General features: G+C 63.2%; 19 protein-coding genes and 1 tRNA gene. 12 read left to right on the top strand and 8 right to left on the bottom strand.

Features of this window, described 5'->3' with window-relative positions; genetic code table 11:
* Positions 1-12: 12 nt before the first annotated feature.
* The 5 genes from ACODS1_RS22885 to ACODS1_RS22905 all read right to left on the bottom strand — a co-directional run bounded on the left by ACODS1_RS22885 (position 13) and on the right by ACODS1_RS22905 (position 4,840).
* Complete coding sequence (locus tag ACODS1_RS22885) at positions 13-786, bottom strand: ABC transporter ATP-binding protein (protein ID WP_322978971.1); 774 nt, start codon at positions 784-786, stop codon at positions 13-15.
* A gap of 244 nt (positions 787-1,030) precedes the next feature.
* A tRNA-Phe gene (locus tag ACODS1_RS22890) sits at positions 1,031-1,106 on the bottom strand.
* A 175-nt stretch (positions 1,107-1,281) separates the two neighbouring features.
* On the bottom strand, positions 1,282-1,554 hold the full coding sequence (locus ACODS1_RS22895) for an oxidative damage protection protein (RefSeq protein ID WP_013717633.1): 273 nt from the start codon (positions 1,552-1,554) through the stop codon (positions 1,282-1,284).
* Positions 1,551-2,618 carry an A/G-specific adenine glycosylase gene (gene mutY, locus ACODS1_RS22900; RefSeq protein WP_489087451.1) on the bottom strand — a complete coding sequence of 356 codons (1,068 nt, stop codon included), beginning with the start codon at positions 2,616-2,618 and terminating at the stop codon, positions 1,551-1,553. Before mutY ends, ACODS1_RS22895 begins: the two co-directional genes overlap by 4 nt.
* Positions 2,615-4,840 (bottom strand): AsmA family protein, encoded by a 2,226-nt coding sequence (locus tag ACODS1_RS22905; RefSeq protein ID WP_489087452.1) that lies wholly within the window; start codon positions 4,838-4,840, stop codon positions 2,615-2,617. The genes mutY and ACODS1_RS22905 overlap by 4 nt, the downstream gene beginning before the upstream one ends.
* Positions 4,841-5,265: 425 nt before the next feature.
* Here ACODS1_RS22905 and ACODS1_RS22910 point away from each other — a divergent pair, with 425 nt between their 5' ends.
* From ACODS1_RS22910 to ACODS1_RS22950, 9 genes are all read left to right on the top strand, one after another.
* Positions 5,266-6,924, top strand: coding sequence for an OFA family MFS transporter (locus ACODS1_RS22910; protein WP_489087453.1), 1,659 nt, complete (start codon positions 5,266-5,268; stop codon positions 6,922-6,924).
* Between the two features lie 146 nt (positions 6,925-7,070).
* Entirely contained in the window at positions 7,071-7,664 is a 594-nt protein-coding gene (gene hisB / locus ACODS1_RS22915; RefSeq protein ID WP_347810018.1) for an imidazoleglycerol-phosphate dehydratase HisB, read from the top strand.
* Positions 7,664-8,302: an imidazole glycerol phosphate synthase subunit HisH gene (gene hisH, locus ACODS1_RS22920; protein ID WP_489087454.1), complete on the top strand. Its 639-nt coding sequence runs from the start codon at positions 7,664-7,666 to the stop codon at positions 8,300-8,302. The genes hisB and hisH overlap by 1 nt, the downstream gene beginning before the upstream one ends.
* Positions 8,302-8,556, top strand: coding sequence for a DUF2164 domain-containing protein (locus ACODS1_RS22925; protein ID WP_275861311.1), 255 nt, complete (start codon positions 8,302-8,304; stop codon positions 8,554-8,556). The genes hisH and ACODS1_RS22925 overlap by 1 nt, the downstream gene beginning before the upstream one ends.
* A 40-nt stretch (positions 8,557-8,596) precedes the next feature.
* Positions 8,597-9,334, top strand: coding sequence for a 1-(5-phosphoribosyl)-5-[(5-phosphoribosylamino)methylideneamino]imidazole-4-carboxamide isomerase (gene hisA / locus ACODS1_RS22930; protein ID WP_489087455.1), 738 nt, complete (start codon positions 8,597-8,599; stop codon positions 9,332-9,334).
* Positions 9,335-9,411: 77 nt separating this feature from the next.
* On the top strand, positions 9,412-10,182 hold the full coding sequence (hisF, locus tag ACODS1_RS22935; RefSeq protein ID WP_489087456.1) for an imidazole glycerol phosphate synthase subunit HisF: 771 nt from the start codon (positions 9,412-9,414) through the stop codon (positions 10,180-10,182).
* 309 nt (positions 10,183-10,491) lie between these two features.
* On the top strand, positions 10,492-10,638 hold the full coding sequence (locus ACODS1_RS22940; protein WP_489087457.1) for a hypothetical protein: 147 nt from the start codon (positions 10,492-10,494) through the stop codon (positions 10,636-10,638).
* An 83-nt stretch (positions 10,639-10,721) separates the two neighbouring features.
* The gene (locus tag ACODS1_RS22945; protein ID WP_489087458.1) at positions 10,722-11,477 is read left to right on the top strand and encodes a substrate-binding periplasmic protein; all 756 of its coding nucleotides are present in this window, start codon (positions 10,722-10,724) and stop codon (positions 11,475-11,477) included.
* A 132-nt stretch (positions 11,478-11,609) separates the two neighbouring features.
* The gene (locus ACODS1_RS22950) at positions 11,610-12,365 is read left to right on the top strand and encodes a substrate-binding periplasmic protein (RefSeq protein ID WP_322978958.1); all 756 of its coding nucleotides are present in this window, start codon (positions 11,610-11,612) and stop codon (positions 12,363-12,365) included.
* Positions 12,366-12,427: 62 nt separating this feature from the next.
* Here the strand turns inward: ACODS1_RS22950 and ACODS1_RS22955 are convergent, their stop codons facing one another.
* The 3 genes from ACODS1_RS22955 to gpmI all read right to left on the bottom strand — a co-directional run bounded on the left by ACODS1_RS22955 (position 12,428) and on the right by gpmI (position 16,729).
* On the bottom strand, positions 12,428-13,741 hold the full coding sequence (locus ACODS1_RS22955; protein WP_322978957.1) for a S41 family peptidase: 1,314 nt from the start codon (positions 13,739-13,741) through the stop codon (positions 12,428-12,430).
* A 28-nt stretch (positions 13,742-13,769) separates the two neighbouring features.
* A complete protein-coding gene (locus tag ACODS1_RS22960) occupies positions 13,770-15,011 on the bottom strand; it encodes a murein hydrolase activator EnvC family protein (protein ID WP_322978956.1) in 1,242 nt (413 codons plus the stop codon).
* Positions 15,012-15,196: 185 nt separating this feature from the next.
* Complete coding sequence (gpmI, locus tag ACODS1_RS22965; protein WP_489087459.1) at positions 15,197-16,729, bottom strand: 2,3-bisphosphoglycerate-independent phosphoglycerate mutase; 1,533 nt, start codon at positions 16,727-16,729, stop codon at positions 15,197-15,199.
* 146 nt (positions 16,730-16,875) lie between these two features.
* On the opposite strand from gpmI, the gene ACODS1_RS22970 reads away from it, so the two are divergent.
* The 3 genes from ACODS1_RS22970 to secB are packed head-to-tail and all read left to right on the top strand — an operon-like array spanning position 16,876 to position 18,059.
* Positions 16,876-17,289: a rhodanese-like domain-containing protein gene (locus ACODS1_RS22970; protein WP_489087460.1), complete on the top strand. Its 414-nt coding sequence runs from the start codon at positions 16,876-16,878 to the stop codon at positions 17,287-17,289.
* A 1-nt stretch (position 17,290) separates the two neighbouring features.
* Positions 17,291-17,551, top strand: coding sequence for a glutaredoxin 3 (gene grxC, locus ACODS1_RS22975; RefSeq protein ID WP_322978953.1), 261 nt, complete (start codon positions 17,291-17,293; stop codon positions 17,549-17,551).
* 28 nt (positions 17,552-17,579) lie between these two features.
* On the top strand, positions 17,580-18,059 hold the full coding sequence (gene secB / locus ACODS1_RS22980) for a protein-export chaperone SecB (protein WP_489087461.1): 480 nt from the start codon (positions 17,580-17,582) through the stop codon (positions 18,057-18,059).
* The last annotated feature ends 210 nt before the right edge of the window (positions 18,060-18,269 follow it).

The following is an 18,269-nucleotide window of genomic DNA, read 5'->3' on the forward strand; positions in this document are numbered from 1 at the left end:
TTTTGCTCCGTGTTATCGATTGCTGGACATGAATTGTTTACAGCGTGCCGATTGCGGGTTGTCAAAAACCTGAGCGGGAGGGCCTTGCTCTTCGACCAGGCCCTGGTGCAGGAACACCACCTCGCTGGAAACCTGACGAGCGAAGCTCATTTCATGGGTGACCAGCAGCATGGTGCGACCTTCCTCTGCGAGTGCACGAATCACGTTAAGCACTTCTTGTACCATCTCCGGGTCTAGCGCCGAAGTCGGTTCGTCGAACAGGATCACCTTGGGTTGCATGGCCAGCGTGCGGGCAATGGCTGCGCGCTGCTGCTGACCACCGGAAAGCTGGTTGGGATAGACGTGACGTTTGTCGGCGATGCCGACCTTGGCCAGCAGGGCTTCGGCCACTTCGATGGCCTCGGCCTTGCTCTGGCCGAGCACGCGACGTGGTGCCTCGATGATGTTGTCGAGCACCGTCATGTGCGGCCAGAGATTGAAATTCTGGAAGACGAAGCCGATTTCGCTGCGCAGGCGATTAATCTGCTGATTGTCGGCGGCGACCAGGTCACCGTTCTTCGCGGCCTTGAGCTTGAGCTCCTCGCCAGCGACGAAGATCTGCCCTTCGTGCGGGTTTTCCAGCAGGTTGATGCAGCGCAGAAAGGTGGACTTGCCGGAACCGGAAGAGCCGAGGATGGAGATGACGTCGCCGTCTTTGGCCGTCAGGGAGATGCCCTTGAGCACTTCGAGGTCGCCGTAGCGCTTGTGCAGGTTGCGAATTTCCAGCGCGGGCGTTGCCTCGGCCATGGGATGAGATCCTCTTTTTCTTTGATAGCGCTCCGGCGTGCCTGGCCGTCCTGGCTGGCGGCCAAGCTAGCATAGCGTTTCCGTGACCGCCAAGCCGTTTGCTGGCCTGTGGCTTTCTTCACGGTCAGGGTGTCGCCTGGCTGCAGTTGCTTGTCGCGCAAGCGAAACAATGGATCAGGACATTTGCCGGGAGCAGAAAGCAAAAAGCCCCAGCACGTGGCTGAGGCTTTTTGTAATCAATCAGTGGTGCCCAGGGACGGAATCGAACCGCCGACACGGGGATTTTCAATCCCCTGCTCTACCAACTGAGCTACCTGGGCCAACGGGGCGCTATTAGACGGATTTGAAGGATCAGTGTCAAGCGCGAGTTTGAAAAATATTTAATTATTTCGGGCGCTTAGGTTCGTGAGCGGAGAAAACGGGGAGGGCGGGCCGGGGCTGCGTGCATGGATATGCGGCGGTTGTCGCGGCTGAAGCCCCCTCCCGCAGGCATGCTTATTCGCTCGGTGGCACGTAGCCTTCGGCCTGGGCGTATTCCTCGCCGGAGAGGAACTTGTCCATCTCGGCCTGGAGGAACTTGCGATCCTCGGCGTTCATCATGTTCAGCCGACGCTCGTTGATCAGCATGGTCTGGTGCTTCTGCCATTCGTCCCAGGCTTGCTTGGAGACGTTGGCGAAGATGTCTTCACCCTTGGGGCCGGGGTAGGGCGCGCGATCCAGGCCGGGCAGTTCCTGTTTGTATTTGCGGCACTGTACGGTGCGGGTCATGTCGGTTCTCCAGCAGTAATGGCTTGCGCCGCGCGTTTCAGTAGCTTCTTCACCGGGGCGGCGAGGCCCAGGCGCGGCGGGGTGGCGAGGTTATACCAGAGCCAGTCGGCCTCGGCCACGCGGCCGGGTTGCTCGGTGGCCTCGATCAGCCAGGGTTCGATGGCTAGCTGGAAGTGGCTGAAGGTGTGGGTCAGGCCTTCCAGTTCGCGGCGTTCGCCGAGGCTCAGTCGTTGCTGCCCGGCGAGGTCGTCGAGCTGGGCGAGATCGTCCAGTTCCGGCAGGCTCCACAGCCCACCCCACAGGCCAGTGGCCGGGCGGCGATAGAGCAGGATGTCGCCGGACTCGTTGACCAGAATCGGCATCAGGGTGCGTTTCTGCGGCAGTGTCTTGCGCGGCTTGGGGATCGGGTAGCGAATCTCCAGGCCGAGCAGGTGGGCCTGGCAGCCGCTGCGCACTGGGCACAGCAGGCAGGTGGGTTTGCTGCGGGTGCACAGGGTGGCGCCGAGATCCATCATCGCCTGGGTGTAGTGGTTGACGCGCTCGTGCGGGGTGAGGCGCTCGGCCACGTCCCACAGTTGCTTGGCCACTTTCGGCTCGCCGGGGTAGCCCTCCTGCGCCACGTAGCGCGCCAGTACGCGCTTGACGTTGCCGTCGAGGATCGGCGCACGCACGCCCATGCTCAGGCTGGCGATGGCGCCGGCCGTGGAGCGGCCGATGCCGGGCAGTTCGCTGAGCGCATCGACACTGCGCGGAAATTCGCCGCCATGCTCGCGCATGATGATCTGCGCGGTCTTCTGCAGGTTGCGGGCGCGGGTGTAGTAGCCCAGGCCCGTCCACAGGTGCAGCACTTCGTCTTCCGGCGCTTCGGCCAGGTCTTTCACCGTGGGCAAAGCGGCCATGAAGCGGTCGAAGTAGCCGAGTACGGTGCTGACCTGGGTCTGCTGCAGCATGATTTCCGAGACCCAGACGCGATACGGACTGATGTTCTGCTGCCAGGGCAGATCCTTGCGCCCGTGCTGGTCGTACCAGGCCAGCACGGCGCCGTTGAATTGCTCGGGACTCATCGGTTGAACAGGCCCTTGAGTGCGTCTTTCAGTTCCGGGCTGACCTTGTCGCCGAGTTTTTCTTCCAGCTTCTCGGTCAGCTTGTTGCCGGCCAGGCGTGCGGCGATCTTGCCCAGGCCATCCTGATCCAGGCGGCAGGCCTTGGCGCCCAGCTCCAGCGGGCCACGGCAGCGCAACGGCCATTCGATGCCGACGTAGCGTTCGTTGACCTGGCAGGCCGGGTCGGGCATTTCGCGCTGGTCGCCTTCGAGGGTGATGCCGACCTTGTAGTCGAGGCCGAGCACGCGCAGGTCGAGGTCGCCATTGCCACTGACCGCCAGGCCTGGAATCTGGGCGGCCAGATCCGGGGTGTGGGCCACGCCATCGCGCACGCTCATGCTGCCCTTGAGCTCTCGGAAGGGGGTGTCCTTGCCGGTCGGCGGATTGCTCAGATCCTTGCGATTGAGGGTGGCGATGCCACGGCACAGTTGCTGCTCGAGGTTGGCATCGACCAGGACGCCATCGTTGAGCGCGAAGCTGGCGGTGCCATTGAGGGCTTCGATCCAGGCCTTCTGGCTGTTGCCACGGGTGTTGAACTTGGCATCCAGATCCAGTAGGCCGCGAATCGGCGAGGGCTGATCGTCCTTCTTGAGGAAGGGCTCGACGGGGATGCGGCTGAGGCGCTTCTCGATGCTGAGCATCGGCTCGGCCTGACGGACGTCGATGCGCCCGCTGCCGACGAAGCTGCCGCCCTGCAGTTTGCCGCGCGCTTCTTCCAGGGTGATCAGGCCGCCACTGCCGTTGGCCTTGAGGCTGACGTCGGTGAAGGGCTGCTGGTCATAGGTCAGTTGGCCCAGGCTCAACGCCAGTTGCAGGTCGAGGCTGCGCAGTCGGTCGATGGGCAGCACTTTCTCGTCGCTCCAGGCCTGCTGGGTTGGTGCGTTGGGCAGCGGTGTGGTGCCATTGGCGCCGGCATTGGCGATGCTTTCCTTGACCTCGGACTGGCGTGCAGCGGCGGCGCTGTCCTTGCTCTTGGGCGGCAGGTAGCGGTCGAGGTCGAGCTTGTCGCCTTTGAGGTCGGCGCGCAGTGCCTGTTTGCTGAAGTCGCTAAAGCCAAGGCTGCCGGTGTAGGTGCTGCCGTCGAGTTTGAGGTCGAGGTTTTCCAGCATCAGCCCCTTGCTGGAGCCATTCAGGCGGCTGACCAGTTCGAACTGGCTGAGGCTGTTAGCGTCACGCATGGCGGGCAGTTCGATGCCGATGCCGTCGAGGAATTCGCGCAGGTTGAGCGAGGCGATGGAGATGCCACCGGCGAGTTTGGCGTCCTTGTCCAGCTCGCGCACCTTGAGTTCTCCCAGGGCGCGCAGCTGGTTGGCGGAGAGCTTGAGGCCGTTCCATTCGGCGATATTGGCGGCCTGGTCGAGCAGCAACTGGCCCTGCGCGGAGAAATTCAGGGTCTTGCCCTTGAGGGGCTCGCCCGAGGCTTCGCCGGCGAGCTTGAGGTCTTCGAACTGGTAGCGCTTGAGGGCGCGGTCGAAGCGCAGCGAGCCTTCCACTTCGCTGCGTGCGCGCAGCACGGGTTGGTTGGTGCCGAAGAAGGCGCTGAATTTGACCGGGATGCTGGCGCCTTCACGAATCGCCCCGGTTTTCAGCTCGATGTTCTCGACGGTGAATTGCTGGCCTTTCTGCGCGTCGTCGTAGTCGATGCGCGAGTTGCTCAGGGTCAGGCTGTCGATATCCAGCTTGAGTGGCTGGCTTGCGGGTTTGCTGGCTTGCTCGGCGCTGGAGGCGTCGACCACGGCGGGTTGTTCGCCGGGCTGCGAGGTGCCTGTGGCGGCCTTGGCCGGGCGGCCGACGCCTTCCCAGTTGCCATGGCCCTTGGCGTCGCGCTGCAGGCTGAGGTTGAGGCCGTCGACGCGGATGTCGCTCATCTGCACTTCTTTGCGCAGTAGCGGCATCACCCGTACGGAAAGGCCGATCATGCGCAGGTCGGCGAAGGGTTTGTCCGGGGTGTCGGCACTGGCCAGGGTGGCGTCGGTCAGTTCCAGGCCGAGCCAGGGGAACAGGCTCCAGCCGATATCGCCCTTGAGTTGCAGGTCGAGGTTGGCCTTGTCGTGGGCGATCTGGCGGATCTCGTCCTTATAGTCGTTGGGGTCGAACAGATGCGTAAGGGCGAACAACAGCGCCACTACGATCAGCAGCAATCCGAGAAGGAAGAGGCCCAGGATCTTGCCGAGCGCTTTCATGGACGAGTCCTTGTTTCGATGGCTGGAATAACGGGCGCCGAGTATAGCGTCACAGCGCCCTGGCGACCCGCCCGCTAAATGGCCTGCGGCAGTCGACTGCTTGGCAGGTGGGTAGGTTTTTGATCGATCCACTGGCTGGCGGTTCCGCGCGCTGGCGTTGCTGAAGTGGTCTAGGCTCAGTGCGCGGCGCTTGGTTTTGGCGATGCTTCGGGGTGTTGCTGCGGCGTGTTAAATCGACGTGCTCTATCATTTGATAGAGCCGGACTTTCGAAAGTTGTCGAAATGGCGCTGAACGTGCAAAGAAAACTAAAAAAATCATGGAAGACGCGGCGTTTTGTCGCGCCTAGGTGCTACTCTTCGCAAACTTTGGCGCCGGTCCGTTGTCGCGTGCGCCTTTGTCTGCAACCACAAAAAGAGACTCTGCTATGACTGACGCCCTTGCATTGGACGGCGCCGCGGCGAAGCCTGCGTTCCTGTCTAAGGAACGCATCATCGCTCGACCCGGCTTCAACCGCTGGCTGGTTCCGCCAGCCGCTCTGGCCATTCACCTGTGTATCGGTATGGCCTATGGCTTCTCGGTATTCTGGCTGCCGCTGTCCAAGGCCGTCGGTATCACCGCAGCCACGGCCTGCGCACCGGAAATGAGCTTCCTCGAGCAAATCTTTGCCAGCAACTGTGACTGGCAGATTTCCATGCTCGGCTGGATCTACACCCTGTTCTTCGTCTTCCTCGGCTGCTCGGCCGCCATCTGGGGTGGCTGGCTGGAACATGCCGGCCCGCGCAAGGCCGGTGTGGTGTCCGCACTGTGCTGGTGCGGTGGCCTGATGATTTCTGCGCTGGGTATCTATACCCACCAGATCTGGATGCTGTGGCTGGGCTCCGGCGTGATCGGCGGTATCGGTCTTGGCCTGGGTTACATCTCGCCCGTATCCACCCTGATCAAATGGTTCCCGGACAAGCGCGGCATGGCGACCGGCATGGCGATCATGGGCTTCGGTGGCGGTGCGATGGTCGGTGCGCCGTTGGCCGCAATGCTGATGAACCACTTCGCTACCCCGGAAAGCGTCGGCGTATGGCAGAGCTTCGTGGTCATGGCGGTGATCTACTTCATCTTCATGATGGGTGGCGCGCTGTCCTACCGCGTACCGCCGACTGGCTGGAAACCGGCAGGCTGGACTGCGCCGGCGGCCAAGGCCAACAACGCGATGATCACCAAGGGCCACGTGCACGTTGATACCGCGCTGAAGACGCCGCAGTTCTGGCTGGTCTGGGCCGTACTGTGCCTGAACGTGTCCGCTGGTATCGGCATCATCGGCATGGCTTCGCCGCTGCTGCAGGAAGTCTTCGCCGGCAAGCTGATCGGTGTCGACCTGAGCTTCAACCAGCTCGATGCGGCTCAGCTCGCGCAGATCGCCGCCATCGCGGCGGGCTTCACCGGCCTGCTCAGCCTGTTCAACATCGGTGGTCGCTTCTTCTGGGCATCCTGCTCGGACTTCATCGGCCGCAAGGGCACCTACTTCGTGTTCTTCGGTCTGGGTCTGGCGCTCTACGCTTCGGTGCCGATGCTCGCTCACCTGGGCAGTCTGGCGCTGTTCGTGCTGGCCTTCTGCATCATCCTGTCGATGTACGGCGGCGGCTTCGCCACGGTGCCAGCCTACCTGGCCGACCTGTTCGGCACGCAGATGGTCGGCGCGATCCATGGTCGTCTGCTGACTGCCTGGGCCGTGGCCGGTGTGCTCGGCCCGGTGCTGGTCAACTACCTGCGCGAGTACCAGTTGAGCATCGGTGTGGAGAAGGCTGCGGCCTACGACATCACCCTGTACATCCTCTCCGGCCTGCTGGTGCTGGGCTTCATCTGCAACGCCCTGGTGCGTCCGGTGGCAGCCAAGTACTTCATGAGCGAGGCCGAGCTGGCCGCCGAGCGCGCCCATGGCGAGAAGTCGGCACCGGCTGCGAGCGAGCTGGAGTGGTCGGCTGACCCGTCGAGCAAACCGCTGGTGATCGCTGCCTGGCTGGTGGTGGGCATTCCGCTGGCCTGGGGTGTGTGGATCACCCTGCAGAAGACTGTCGTGCTGTTCCAGTAACGCCGTCCTTCTGAAAAAGCCCGTGCCGGCTCCGCGCCTGCACGGGCTTTTTCATTCTGGCCGTCCGACCATCGCCGGTAGCCGTTGCGGCCGCTGCACGCCTATAATGCTGGCCTTTTTCCGTTGGCAATTTCGTGGAGCTGGTGATGGCCGAACGTACGGCATCCGTCGAGCGCAACACCCTGGAAACCCAGATCAAGGTCTCCATCAACCTGGATGGTACTGGCAAGGCCAAATTCGACATTGGCGTGCCCTTCCTCGAGCACATGCTCGACCAGATCGCCCGCCATGGCCTGATCGACCTCGACATCCACTGCAAGGGTGACCTGCACATCGACGACCACCACACCGTCGAGGACGTCGGCATCACCCTCGGCCAGGCCTTCGCCAAGGCCGTCGGCGACAAGAAGGGCATGACCCGTTACGGCCACTCCTATGTGCCGCTGGACGAGGCGCTGTCGCGCGTGGTGATCGATTTCTCCGGTCGCCCGGGCCTGCAGATGCACGTGCCGTTCACCCGCGCGGTGGTCGGCGGCTTCGATGTCGACCTGTTCCAGGAGTTCTTCCAGGGCTTCGTCAACCACGCCCAGGTCAGCCTGCACATCGACAACCTGCGTGGGCACAACACCCACCACCAGATCGAGACCGTGTTCAAGGCCTTCGGTCGTGCCCTGCGCATGGCCGTCGAACTCGACCCGCGCATGGCCGGGCAGATGCCGTCGACCAAGGGAACCCTCTGATGCAGACCGTAGCCGTCATCGACTATGGCATGGGCAACCTGCACTCGGTGGCCAAGGCGCTGGAGCATGTCGGCGCTGGCCGTGTGCTGGTGACCTCGGACGCCAAGATCATTCGCGAAGCCGACCGCGTGGTATTTCCCGGCGTCGGCGCGATCCGCGACTGCATGGCCGAGATCAAGCGCCTGGGCTTCGACGAGCTGGTGCGTGAAGTCAGCGCCGACCGTCCGTTCCTCGGCATCTGCGTCGGCATGCAGGCCTTGCTCGAGCACAGCGAGGAAAACGACGGCGTCGATTGCATCGGCCTGTTTCCCGGCCAGGTGCGTTTCTTCGGCAAGGATCTGGCCGAGGACGGCGAACGCCTCAAGGTGCCGCACATGGGCTGGAACGAAGTGGCGCAGGCGGTGAAACACCCGCTGTGGCATGACATTCCCGACCACTCGCGCTTCTATTTCGTGCACAGCTACTACATCGAGGCCGGCAAGCCGCAGCAGGTGGTCGGTCGCGGTCACTACGGCAAGGACTTCGCCGCCGCGCTGGCCGAAGGTTCGCGTTTCGCCGTGCAGTTCCACCCGGAGAAGAGCCATACCCACGGCCTGCAGCTGCTGCAGAACTTCGTCGCCTGGGACGGCCGCTGGTAATGGCCCGCACCAAGGTGCCGAGCCTGGCGCTGGAGCCTGCCCAGGAGCAGGCCGCGCTACTGGTGCTGCAGCGCTTTCTCGATGAGCGCTTCGAGCTGGAATTGGGGACCTTCGAGGTGCAGGAAGTGCTCGACCTGATCACCCGCGAGCTGGCACCGCACTACTACAACAAGGCGATTCTCGACGTGCAGGCGCACCTGAAAGACAGGTTCGACAGCATCGAGAGCGACCTCTGGGCGCTCGAAAAGAGCTGACCCTTCTTTTTCGTTTTCAAGACTTGAGCAGGTTCAACCGATGCTGATTATCCCCGCTATCGATCTCAAGGACGGTGCCTGTGTGCGTCTGCGCCAGGGCCGTATGGAAGACTCCACCGTATTCTCCGATGACCCGGTGAGCATGGCTGCCAAGTGGGTCGAGGGCGGCTGCCGTCGTCTGCACCTGGTCGATCTCAACGGCGCCTTCGAGGGTCAGCCGGTCAACGGCGAGGTGGTCACCGCCATCGCCAAGCGCTACCCGAACCTGCCGATTCAGATCGGCGGCGGTATCCGCACCCTGGAAACCATCGAACACTACGTGCGCGCCGGCGTCAGCTACGTGATCATCGGCACCAAGGCGGTGAAAGAACCCGAGTTCGTCACCGAGGCGTGCAAGGCCTTCCCCGGCAAGGTGATCGTCGGCCTGGATGCCAAGGACGGTTTCGTCGCTACCGACGGCTGGGCGGAAGTCTCCAGCGTGCAGGCCACCGACCTGGCCAAGCGCTTCGAGGCTGACGGTGTGTCGGCCATCGTTTATACCGACATCGCCAAAGACGGCATGATGCAGGGCTGCAACGTTGAAGCCACCGCCGCGCTGGCCGCTGCCAGCAAGATTCCGGTGATCGCTTCCGGTGGCATCCACAACCTCGGCGACATCGAGAAGCTGCTGCTGGCGCGCTCGCCCGGCATCATCGGCGCCATCACCGGCCGTGCCATCTATGAAGGCACCCTGGATGTGGCCGAAGCGCAGAGTTTCTGCGATTCCTACAAGGCTTAAACCGTAGGGCGGGTGAAACCCGCCAGCACTGACGCAATCTTTATCGGTGGGTTGCACCCACCCTACGGGAGCCCCGTATGGCACTAGCTAAACGCATCATCCCCTGCCTCGACGTGGACAACGGCCGCGTGGTCAAGGGCGTCAAGTTCGAGAACATCCGTGATGCCGGCGATCCGGTCGAGATCGCCCGTCGCTACGATGAGCAGGGCGCCGACGAGATCACCTTCCTCGACATTACCGCCAGCGTCGACGGCCGTGATACCACCCTGCACACCGTCGAGCGCATGGCCAGCCAGGTGTTCATCCCGCTGACCGTCGGCGGTGGCGTACGCACCGTGCAGGACATCCGCAATCTGCTCAATGCCGGCGCCGATAAGGTGTCGATCAACACCGCCGCCGTGTTCAACCCCGAGTTCGTCGGTGAGGCCGCTGCACGTTTCGGTTCGCAGTGCATCGTCGTCGCCATCGACGCCAAGCGCGTCTCCGCGCCGGGCGAGCCGGGCCGCTGGGAAATCTTCACCCACGGCGGGCGCAAGCCGACCGGCCTGGATGCCGTGGAGTGGGCGCGCAAGATGGAAGGCCTGGGCGCCGGCGAGATCCTGCTCACCAGCATGGATCAGGACGGCGTGAAGAGCGGCTACGATCTCGGCGTGACCCGCGCCATCAGCGAGGCCGTGCGCGTGCCGGTGATCGCCTCCGGTGGCGTCGGCAACCTGCAGCACCTGGCCGACGGCATCCTCGAAGGCAAGGCCGACGCGGTGCTGGCCGCCAGCATCTTCCACTTCGGCGAATACACCGTGCCGGAAGCCAAGGCCTACTTGTCCAGCCGCGGTATCGTGGTGCGTTGATTACCTTTCGGCCGGCAGTTCTGCCGGCCAAAGCTGCGGGCGAGTCGACGGCAAAGTGCCAGCGACTCGGCTAGCATCGCTGCATAACTTCCCTCTCGTTAAATGGCCTGCACCCTCTGCGCTGCCGAGGGCGATGCCCGGATTCGGTTGAGGCCGCCGGTCGTTACCGCCTTGGCGGGGACAAGGGTGACGCCAAGACGCCGTTTATGCTCAAGCGTGGCCTGAACCTGGAGAAAGGGCAGATCGATCTTTGGATCACGTCCGATCAGGGGGGCTCGCGACATGGCGTGTCAGAAGGGGGTAAGTGGTTTGTTTGTCGTTTGGCGCCTATACACCGCTGACCTGTATCTGACCTTGGATCGGCAGCCCCCTGACGAGGTGGTGCAGAAGTTGCAGAAGGCTCTGAATCAGCTGCGCGCCGAGGGCGATCTGCAAGCCATCGGCGCGCGCTATTGAAGGCAGGCTGCCACTAATTGTTGGGCTGGGTTGGGGCTGAGGGTTATCCTCGCCCCGTCTGCCATAAAAAACAGAGAATCGTCATGTTCAAACCATTGCTGATCGCGTTGACCAGCACGCTTATGGTGCTCGCGGGCGCCGCACGCGCCGAGGTGGCTCAAGAGCAAAGTCTGGTGCTGCTGACCGAGAACTTTCCGCCGTACAACATGGCGACCAATGGCAAGAATTTCGCACAGGACGAAAACATCAACGGCATTGCCGTGGAGATCGTCAGGGAGATGTTCAAGCGCGCGGGCGTTGGCTACAACCTGACCCTGCGTTTCCCCTGGGATCGCATCTACAAGCTGGCGCTGGAAAAACCGGGTTATGGCGTGTTCGTCACGGCACGTTTGCCCGAGCGTGAAGCGCTGTTCAAGTGGGTCGGGCCGATTGGGCCGGATGACTGGGTCATGCTGGCCAAGGGCGACAGCCCGTTGCGTCTCGAGAGCCTCGAACAGGCCGCGAAGTACCGCATTGGTGCCTACAAGGGGGACGCCATCTCGCAATACCTGTCCGACAAGGGCATCGAGCACAGCGCTTCGCTGCGTGATCAGGAGAATGCACGCAAGCTGATGGCTGGGCAGATCGATCTGTGGGCTACGGGCGATCCGGCCGGGCGCTACCTGGCCAAGCAGGAGGGCATTGGGGGTCTTAAAACCGTTCTGCGCTTCGATAGCGCCGAACTCTACCTGGCCCTGAACCATGAGACGGCCGACGACCTCGTGGCCAGATTGCAGGCCGCGCTCGATGGCATGCGTGCCGAGGGCGTGATCGACGAGATTCAGGGGCGCTACCTCTAGATAGAACCTGGCAGTCGGCCACAAGCCGGCTGCTCGCCATGGATGGCGGACTCTCTGGGTGCCGATAGCCGGGCCCAGGTCAACGCAGGGATGCCGCGAGCCATAACCACAAATCATGCGAGCGGTACGTCTATGTTGAAAATACTGAAGAAAAGCCTGTTTCTCGCCCTGCTCTGTGCGGCTGGTCTGGCCCGTGCGGAGTTGCCTGCGGATTACAAGGTGGTGTTGCTGACCGAGAACTTCCCGCCGTTCAACATGGCGGTCGATGACAAGAACTTCGCCCGTGACGACTCGATCGACGGCATCAGCGCCGACATCGTGCGCGAGATGTTCAAGCGTGCCGGCATCGGCTACACCCTGACGCTGCGCTTTCCCTGGGATCGCCTGTACCGCCTGACCCTGGAAAAACCCAACTATGGCCTGTTCTCTACGACCTACACCGAGGAGCGCAAGCCGCTGTTCAAATGGGTCGGCCCCATCGCCAAGACTGGCTGGGTGCTGCTGGCTGCCCCCGGCAGCGACATCAAGGTGTCGAGCCTGAAGGATGCGGCCAAGTACCGTATCGGTGCCTACAAGAACGACGCGGTCAGCCAGAGCCTGGAAAGCCAGGGGCTGGCGCCGATCAATGCGCTGCGGGATCAGGAGAACGTGAAGAAGCTGGTGCGAGGGCAGATCGACCTGTGGGCCACCACCGATCCGGTGGGGCGTTACCTGGCCAAGCAGGAGGATGTGACCGGCCTCAACACCGTATTGCGCTTCAAGGATGCCGAGCTGTACCTGGCCCTGAACAAGGACACCCCCGATGAGGTCGTGCAGCGCCTGCAGAAGGCGCTGGATAGCATGCGCGACGAAGGTTTCATCGAGGAAGTGACCAACAACTACCTCTGATGGCCGCGTCATGAAAAAGCCCGGGCATCTAGCCCGGGCTTTTTCGTTTCGGCGTGGCGGGTTCAGTCGCCGCGGGTGACGTTCAGGCCTTTGAGCAGGTTCAGCGCCTGGCTCAATTGGTAGTCGTCGTCCTGCGGGCGGTCGGTGCGCGCGGCCTGTGCCGCCTTGGTCGGGCGATCAGCGCCGCCGTTGCCGTTGCCCAGATGGCCTTGCAGATCGGCTTCCTTGATGCCTTCGGCGTCCTGCTCACGAGTGACCTTGGCGCGGGCCACCTCGATGTCGGGGACGATGCCTTGCGCCTGGATCGAGCGGCCGTTGGGGGTGAAGTACAGCGCGGTGGTCAGTTTCAGCGCACGGTCGTTGTTCAGCGGCAGCACGGTTTGCACCGAGCCTTTACCGAAGCTGTCGGTGCCCATCAGTACGGCGCGTTTGTGATCCTGCAGGGCACCGGCGACGATTTCCGAGGCCGAAGCGCTGCCGCCGTTGATCAGCACCACCAGCGGTACGCCTTCGCTGGCATCGGCCGGGTCGGCGTTGAAGCGCAGCTCGGAATTGGCCAGGCGACCCTCGGTGTAGACGATCAGGCCGCTCTTGAGGAAGTGGTCGGCCACTTCCACCGCAGCTTGCAGCACGCCGCCGGGGTTGTTGCGCAGGTCCATGACCAGGCCGCGCAGTTTCTTGTCGCCGTTTTCCTTGCGCAGCTTGGCCAGGGCCTTGCCGACTTCTTCGCCGGTGTTGACCTGGAACTGCGAGATGCGCAGGTAGCCGTAGCCGTCGTCCAGCAACTGGCTCTTGACGCTGCGTACCTTGATCACGGCGCGGGTGAGGGTGATGTCGAACGGGCGGCCGCCGTCACGCACCAGGGTCAGCTCGATCTTGCTGCCGGCCTTGCCGCGCATCTTGTCCACGGCTTCCATCATCGACAGGCCCTTGGTCGGCTGGCCGTCGATCTTGACGATCAGGTCACCAGGCTGGATGCCGGCTTTCGAGGCGGGCGTGTCATCGATGGGCGAGACCACCTTGACGAAGCCGTCTTCCATGCCGACTTCGATGCCCAGGCCGCCGAATTCGCCGCTGGTGCTTTCCTGCAGTTCGGCGAAGGCTTCCGGCTCGAGGTAGGCCGAGTGCGGATCGAGGTTGCTGAGCATGCCCTTGATGGCGTTCTCCAGCAGTTCCTTGTCGCTGACCGGCTCGACATAGGCGGCCTTGATGCGATCCATCACCTCGGCGAAGGTGCGCAGTTCATCCAGCGGCAGCGGTGCCGCCTTGCTGCTCGCCGCCGGCGCGGGGGCGGGCTCTGCAGCCTGCAGGGCAGGAGCGCCGAGCAGCAGGCCAAGGGCCAGAGCCAGGCAGGTGGGGCGGAAGCGATGGTGCATGAAGACAACTCCTAAATGAGTAAAGCGCTTATCCCTGCGCGCGGCACCATTGTGCCGGATCACTCGGGCGGCCGTTCTGGCGGATGGCGAAATACAGGGCCGGGGTATCCTGGCCGCCACTGGTTCCAACCGTGGAAATGGCTTCACCGGCCTTGACCACGTCACCGGCCCGCTTGAGCAGACTCTGGTTGTGGCCGTACAGGCTCAGGTAACCGTTGCCGTGGTCGAGAATGACCAACAGGCCGGCGCCGCGCAACCAGTCGGCGAACACCACGCGTCCACCGTGCACGGCGCGTACCTGGCTGCCGGCCTGAGCGCCGATCAGCACGCCGTCCCACTTAGTACGAGCGTCGTCGCCGCGAGGGGTTCCGTAGCCTGCTACCAATCGGCCATTGACCGGCCACGGCAGTTTGCCGCGTGCGCTGGCAAAAGGCCCGCCGTAGACGGCGCCAGAGCTGACCAGTGGGCCACTGGAGGCGGGTTTGGCATGGCCTCTTGGCTGCGCTTCGCGGGCGGCCAGTTCGCGCTTGCGCGCTTCCTCGGCTTCGCGGGCCTGGCGCGCCAGGGTTTCCTCGATGGTCTTGAGTACCCGGCCGAGTTCGGCCTGCTCCTGCTCGCGGGCCTTGAGGCGCTGATCGCGGCTGGAGTATTCGCTGTTGAGCTTGGCCAGCGCCTGCTGGCGCTCCTTGCGGGCTTCGGCGAGCTGAGCGTGGCGCTGATCCAGTTCCGCTTTCTGTGCCTGCAGTTGGGTCTGATGGCTGGTGATTTCCAGCTCGACGTTGGCCAGTTGGCGCAGGGTCTCGTTGAAGGCCGAGAGTTGCTCCAGGCGCGCATGGCTCAGGTAGTCGTAGTAGGTGAGGGTGCGCGAGAACTTTTCCGGGTTCTGCTGGTTGAGCAGCAGTTTGAGATATTCCTGGCGGCCGCTCTGATAGGCCGCGCGGGCCTGGATGGCGATCAGTCGCTGCTGTTCAGCGCGTGCGCTCTGGAGTTTTTTTTTCTCCTGATCCAGGCGCTGGATTTCCGCCTCGCTGCTGTTGAGCTCGCGTTGCAGCTCGTTGACCTGCTTCTGCAGGTCGCCCATGTCGGTTTCGGTCTTCTTCAACTGCTGCTGCACGCCGGATTTTTCCTGCTGCAGTTTCTCCAGCAGTTTCTTCAGCTCGGTGACGTCCTGGCGTGCCGCATCCAGCTGGCGCTGGGTATCGGCGCGCTGGTCGGCCATGACCGGAGCGAGCAGGCTGCTGAGCAGAACGAGTAGGAGGACACGACGCATGAAGTGAGCGACACCTGGCGGAGTAGCGAATGGCGCTTAGTATGCCTAAAAAAGCAGCGGCAAGCTGCAAGCCGCAGGCTGTAAGCAGAGCGAAAGATTGTAGGGCGTCCTCGCCGAAGGCGGTACACCATCTGGCTTTCGCAAGATGGCGTACCGTTCGCTGCGCTACGAGCGGCCGCTACGCCTTATTCCAGCTCGACGATGGTCTTGCCGGTCATCTCGCTTGGTTGCGGCAGGCCCATCAACGTGAGCAGGGTCGGCGCCACATCGGCCAGCACGCCGCCTGCGCGGATGCGCGCCGGGCGCTTGCCGACGTAGATGAACGGCACCGGTTCACAGGTGTGCGCGGTGTGCGCCTGGCCGGTGCATTCGTCTTCCATCTGCTCGACGTTGCCGTGGTCGGCGGTGATCAACGCTTCGCCGCCGACCTTTTCCAGCGCCTCGGTGATGCGCCCGACGCAGGTGTCGAGGGTTTCCACGGCCTTGACTGCGGCCTCGAACACGCCGGTGTGGCCGACCATGTCGCCGTTGGCGTAGTTGACGATGATCACGTCATACCGCTGGTTCTCGATGGCATCGACAATCTTGTCGGTGACTTCCGGCGCGCTCATTTCCGGCTTGAGGTCGTAGGTAGCGACGTTCGGCGACGGAATCAGGATGCGTTCTTCGCCCTCGAACGGCTCTTCGCGGCCGCCGGAGAAGAAGAAGGTGACATGGGCGTACTTTTCGGTCTCGGCGATGCGCAGTTGAGTCTTGCCGTTCTTCGCCAGGTATTCGCCGAGTACGTTGGTCAGAGCTTCCGGGGCGAAGGCGCTGGGCGCTTTGATGCTCGCCGCGTACTGGGTAAGCATGACGAAACCGACCTGCGGTGCACGCTTGCGCTCGAACTCCTTGAAGTCGGGCTCGACGAAGGCGCGGGTCAGTTCACGGGCGCGGTCGGCGCGGAAGTTCATGAACACCACGGCGTCGCCATCTTCGACCTGCACCGGCGTGCCGATGGTGGTGGCCTTGACGAACTCGTCGCTCTCGCCGCGTTCGTAGGCGGCCTGCAGGCCTTCCACGGCGCTGGCGGCGTTGAACTGGCCGGCGCCGTCGACGATCAGGTGGTAGGCCTGCTCGACGCGATCCCAGCGGTTGTCGCGGTCCATGGCGAAGTAGCGGCCGGTGAGGCTGGCGATGCGGCCCTTGCCGAGGCGGGCGAAGGCGGCGTCGAGCAGTTCGATGGACGGCTGGGCGCTCTTCGGCGGGGTGTCGCGGCCATCGAGGAAAGCGTGCAGGTAGATCTTCTCGGCGCCGCGTTTGGCGGCCAGCTCGGCCATGGCGACGATGTGATCCTGATGGCTGTGCACGCCGCCATCGGAGAGCAGGCCGAGAATATGCACGGCCTTGCCGGCGGCTACCGCCTTGTCCACGGCCTGGTTGATCGTCGCATTCTCGAAGAACTCGCCGTCGCGGATCGCCTTGGTCACGCGGGTGAAGTCCTGATACACCACGCGCCCGGCGCCGAGGTTCATGTGGCCGACTTCGGAGTTACCCATCTGCCCGTCCGGCAGGCCGACGTCCATGCCGCTGCCCGAGATCAGGCCGTGCGGGTAGCTGGCGCGCAGTCGGTCATAGACCGGCGTGTTGGCCGCGTAGATGGCGTTGTATTCGGGTTTGTCGCTGTGACCGAAGCCGTCGAGGATGATCAGAACCAAGGGTTTGGGCGTGGCGCTCATTAAGCTGGCTCGCTGTGCGTCTGAAGGGGCATGGAACAGCCCGGCATTCTAGGGCCAAGCGCCTGGCGCGTCACTGCCAGACGGGGTTTGGCCGACCTGTGGGGCTGTGTATACTGGCCGGCATTTTACCGTCCTGGGCCTTATAGATGTTCGCCAACCTGATTGAGTTCGTCACCAACCACTATGTATTGGCCGGAACCTTCGTCGTTCTGCTGGTGCTGCTGATCGTCACCGAAATGCGCAAGGGCGGGCAGAGCCTGTCCAGCCGCGAGCTGACCGCGCTGGTCAACAGCGACAAGGGCGTGGTGCTCGACGTGCGTTCGCAGAAGGATTTTTCTGCCGGCCATATCGTCGACTCGCTGCACATTCCCTACGAGAAAGTGGCCGCGCGCATCGCCGAGCTGGAAAAGCACAAGGCCAAGACCATCGTGGTGGTCGACGCCATGGGCCAGCACGCTGGCAGCATCGCCCGCGAACTGAAGAAAGCCGGCTACACCTCGGCCAAGCTGGCCGGTGGCATCGCCACATGGCGTGGCGACAACCTGCCGCTGGTGAAGTGACATGACCAGCGTGGTCATCTACTCCAGCGACTGGTGCCCCTTCTGCATCCGTGCCAAGCAATTGCTGGCCAGCAAAGGGGTGGACTTCGAGGAGATTCGTGTCGACGGCCAGCCAGCCGTGCGCGCGGAGATGACCCGCAAGGCCGGGCGCACCTCGGTACCGCAAATCTGGATCGGCAGCACTCATGTGGGTGGCTGTGACGACCTCTATGCCTTGGAGCGCGCCGGCAAGCTCGATGCGCTGCTGCAGGGCACCGCTTGAAACCCCAACTTTAAGGAAGGCACGAGCCATGACCGAGCAAGCCAACAGCGGCGCCGCCGAAGCGCAGAACCCGCAATTCTCCCTGCAGCGCATCTACGTCAAGGACTTGTCCTTCGAAGCGCCGAAGAGCCCGGAAATCTTCCGTCAGGAGTGGACGCCGAGCGTCGGCCTGGATCTGAACACCCGCCAGAAGGCGCTGGAAGGTGACTTCCACGAAGTCGTGCTGACCCTGTCGGTGACCGTGAAGAACGGTGAAGAAGTGGCCTTCATTGCCGAAGTGCAGCAGGCCGGTATCTTCCTGATCAAGGGCCTGGACGCCGCTTCCATGAGCCACACCCTGGGGGCCTTCTGCCCGAACATCCTGTTCCCGTATGCCCGTGAAGCGCTGGACAGCCTGGTGACCCGTGGCTCGTTCCCGGCCCTGATGCTGTCGCCGGTGAACTTCGACGCCCTGTACGCCCAGGAGCTGCAGCGCATGCAGCAGGCTGGCGAAACCACCGCTCACTAAGCGCGGCTCGGTTGTATGAAAAAGCGCCCTTCGGGGCGCTTTTTGCGTTTTGTGGGGTCATGTTGGACTGGCGCGTTTGTGTTGGCTTGCTGGTTGTTCGGGTGTTTGTTCCGGATTGCCGCGTTTTTGCTGATGTCTTTGGTTTCGCCCTCCCGGGCGAGCAACCGTGTCCAGCGTCAAGTCACTTGAGGCCTGAAATGAGCCTGATCA

This window comes from Pseudomonas sp. FG29, from assembly GCF_057809355.1.

What these genes read in the sequence shown, in the direction of transcription:
- ACODS1_RS22885 (WP_322978971.1), bottom strand. Translation starts at nt 786, where the DNA reads ATGGCCGAGGCAACGCCCGCGCTGGAAATTCGCAACCTGCACAAGCGC.
- ACODS1_RS22895 (WP_013717633.1), bottom strand. Translation starts at nt 1,554, where the DNA reads ATGACCCGCACCGTACAGTGCCGCAAATACAAACAGGAACTGCCCGGC.
- mutY (WP_489087451.1), bottom strand. Translation starts at nt 2,618, where the DNA reads ATGAGTCCCGAGCAATTCAACGGCGCCGTGCTGGCCTGGTACGACCAG.
- ACODS1_RS22905 (WP_489087452.1), bottom strand. Translation starts at nt 4,840, where the DNA reads ATGAAAGCGCTCGGCAAGATCCTGGGCCTCTTCCTTCTCGGATTGCTG.
- ACODS1_RS22910 (WP_489087453.1), top strand. Translation starts at nt 5,266, where the DNA reads ATGACTGACGCCCTTGCATTGGACGGCGCCGCGGCGAAGCCTGCGTTC.
- hisB (WP_347810018.1), top strand. Translation starts at nt 7,071, where the DNA reads ATGGCCGAACGTACGGCATCCGTCGAGCGCAACACCCTGGAAACCCAG.
- hisH (WP_489087454.1), top strand. Translation starts at nt 7,664, where the DNA reads ATGCAGACCGTAGCCGTCATCGACTATGGCATGGGCAACCTGCACTCG.
- ACODS1_RS22925 (WP_275861311.1), top strand. Translation starts at nt 8,302, where the DNA reads ATGGCCCGCACCAAGGTGCCGAGCCTGGCGCTGGAGCCTGCCCAGGAG.
- hisA (WP_489087455.1), top strand. Translation starts at nt 8,597, where the DNA reads ATGCTGATTATCCCCGCTATCGATCTCAAGGACGGTGCCTGTGTGCGT.
- hisF (WP_489087456.1), top strand. Translation starts at nt 9,412, where the DNA reads ATGGCACTAGCTAAACGCATCATCCCCTGCCTCGACGTGGACAACGGC.
- ACODS1_RS22945 (WP_489087458.1), top strand. Translation starts at nt 10,722, where the DNA reads ATGTTCAAACCATTGCTGATCGCGTTGACCAGCACGCTTATGGTGCTC.
- ACODS1_RS22950 (WP_322978958.1), top strand. Translation starts at nt 11,610, where the DNA reads ATGTTGAAAATACTGAAGAAAAGCCTGTTTCTCGCCCTGCTCTGTGCG.
- ACODS1_RS22955 (WP_322978957.1), bottom strand. Translation starts at nt 13,741, where the DNA reads ATGCACCATCGCTTCCGCCCCACCTGCCTGGCTCTGGCCCTTGGCCTG.
- ACODS1_RS22960 (WP_322978956.1), bottom strand. Translation starts at nt 15,011, where the DNA reads ATGCGTCGTGTCCTCCTACTCGTTCTGCTCAGCAGCCTGCTCGCTCCG.
- gpmI (WP_489087459.1), bottom strand. Translation starts at nt 16,729, where the DNA reads ATGAGCGCCACGCCCAAACCCTTGGTTCTGATCATCCTCGACGGCTTC.
- ACODS1_RS22970 (WP_489087460.1), top strand. Translation starts at nt 16,876, where the DNA reads ATGTTCGCCAACCTGATTGAGTTCGTCACCAACCACTATGTATTGGCC.
- grxC (WP_322978953.1), top strand. Translation starts at nt 17,291, where the DNA reads ATGACCAGCGTGGTCATCTACTCCAGCGACTGGTGCCCCTTCTGCATC.
- secB (WP_489087461.1), top strand. Translation starts at nt 17,580, where the DNA reads ATGACCGAGCAAGCCAACAGCGGCGCCGCCGAAGCGCAGAACCCGCAA.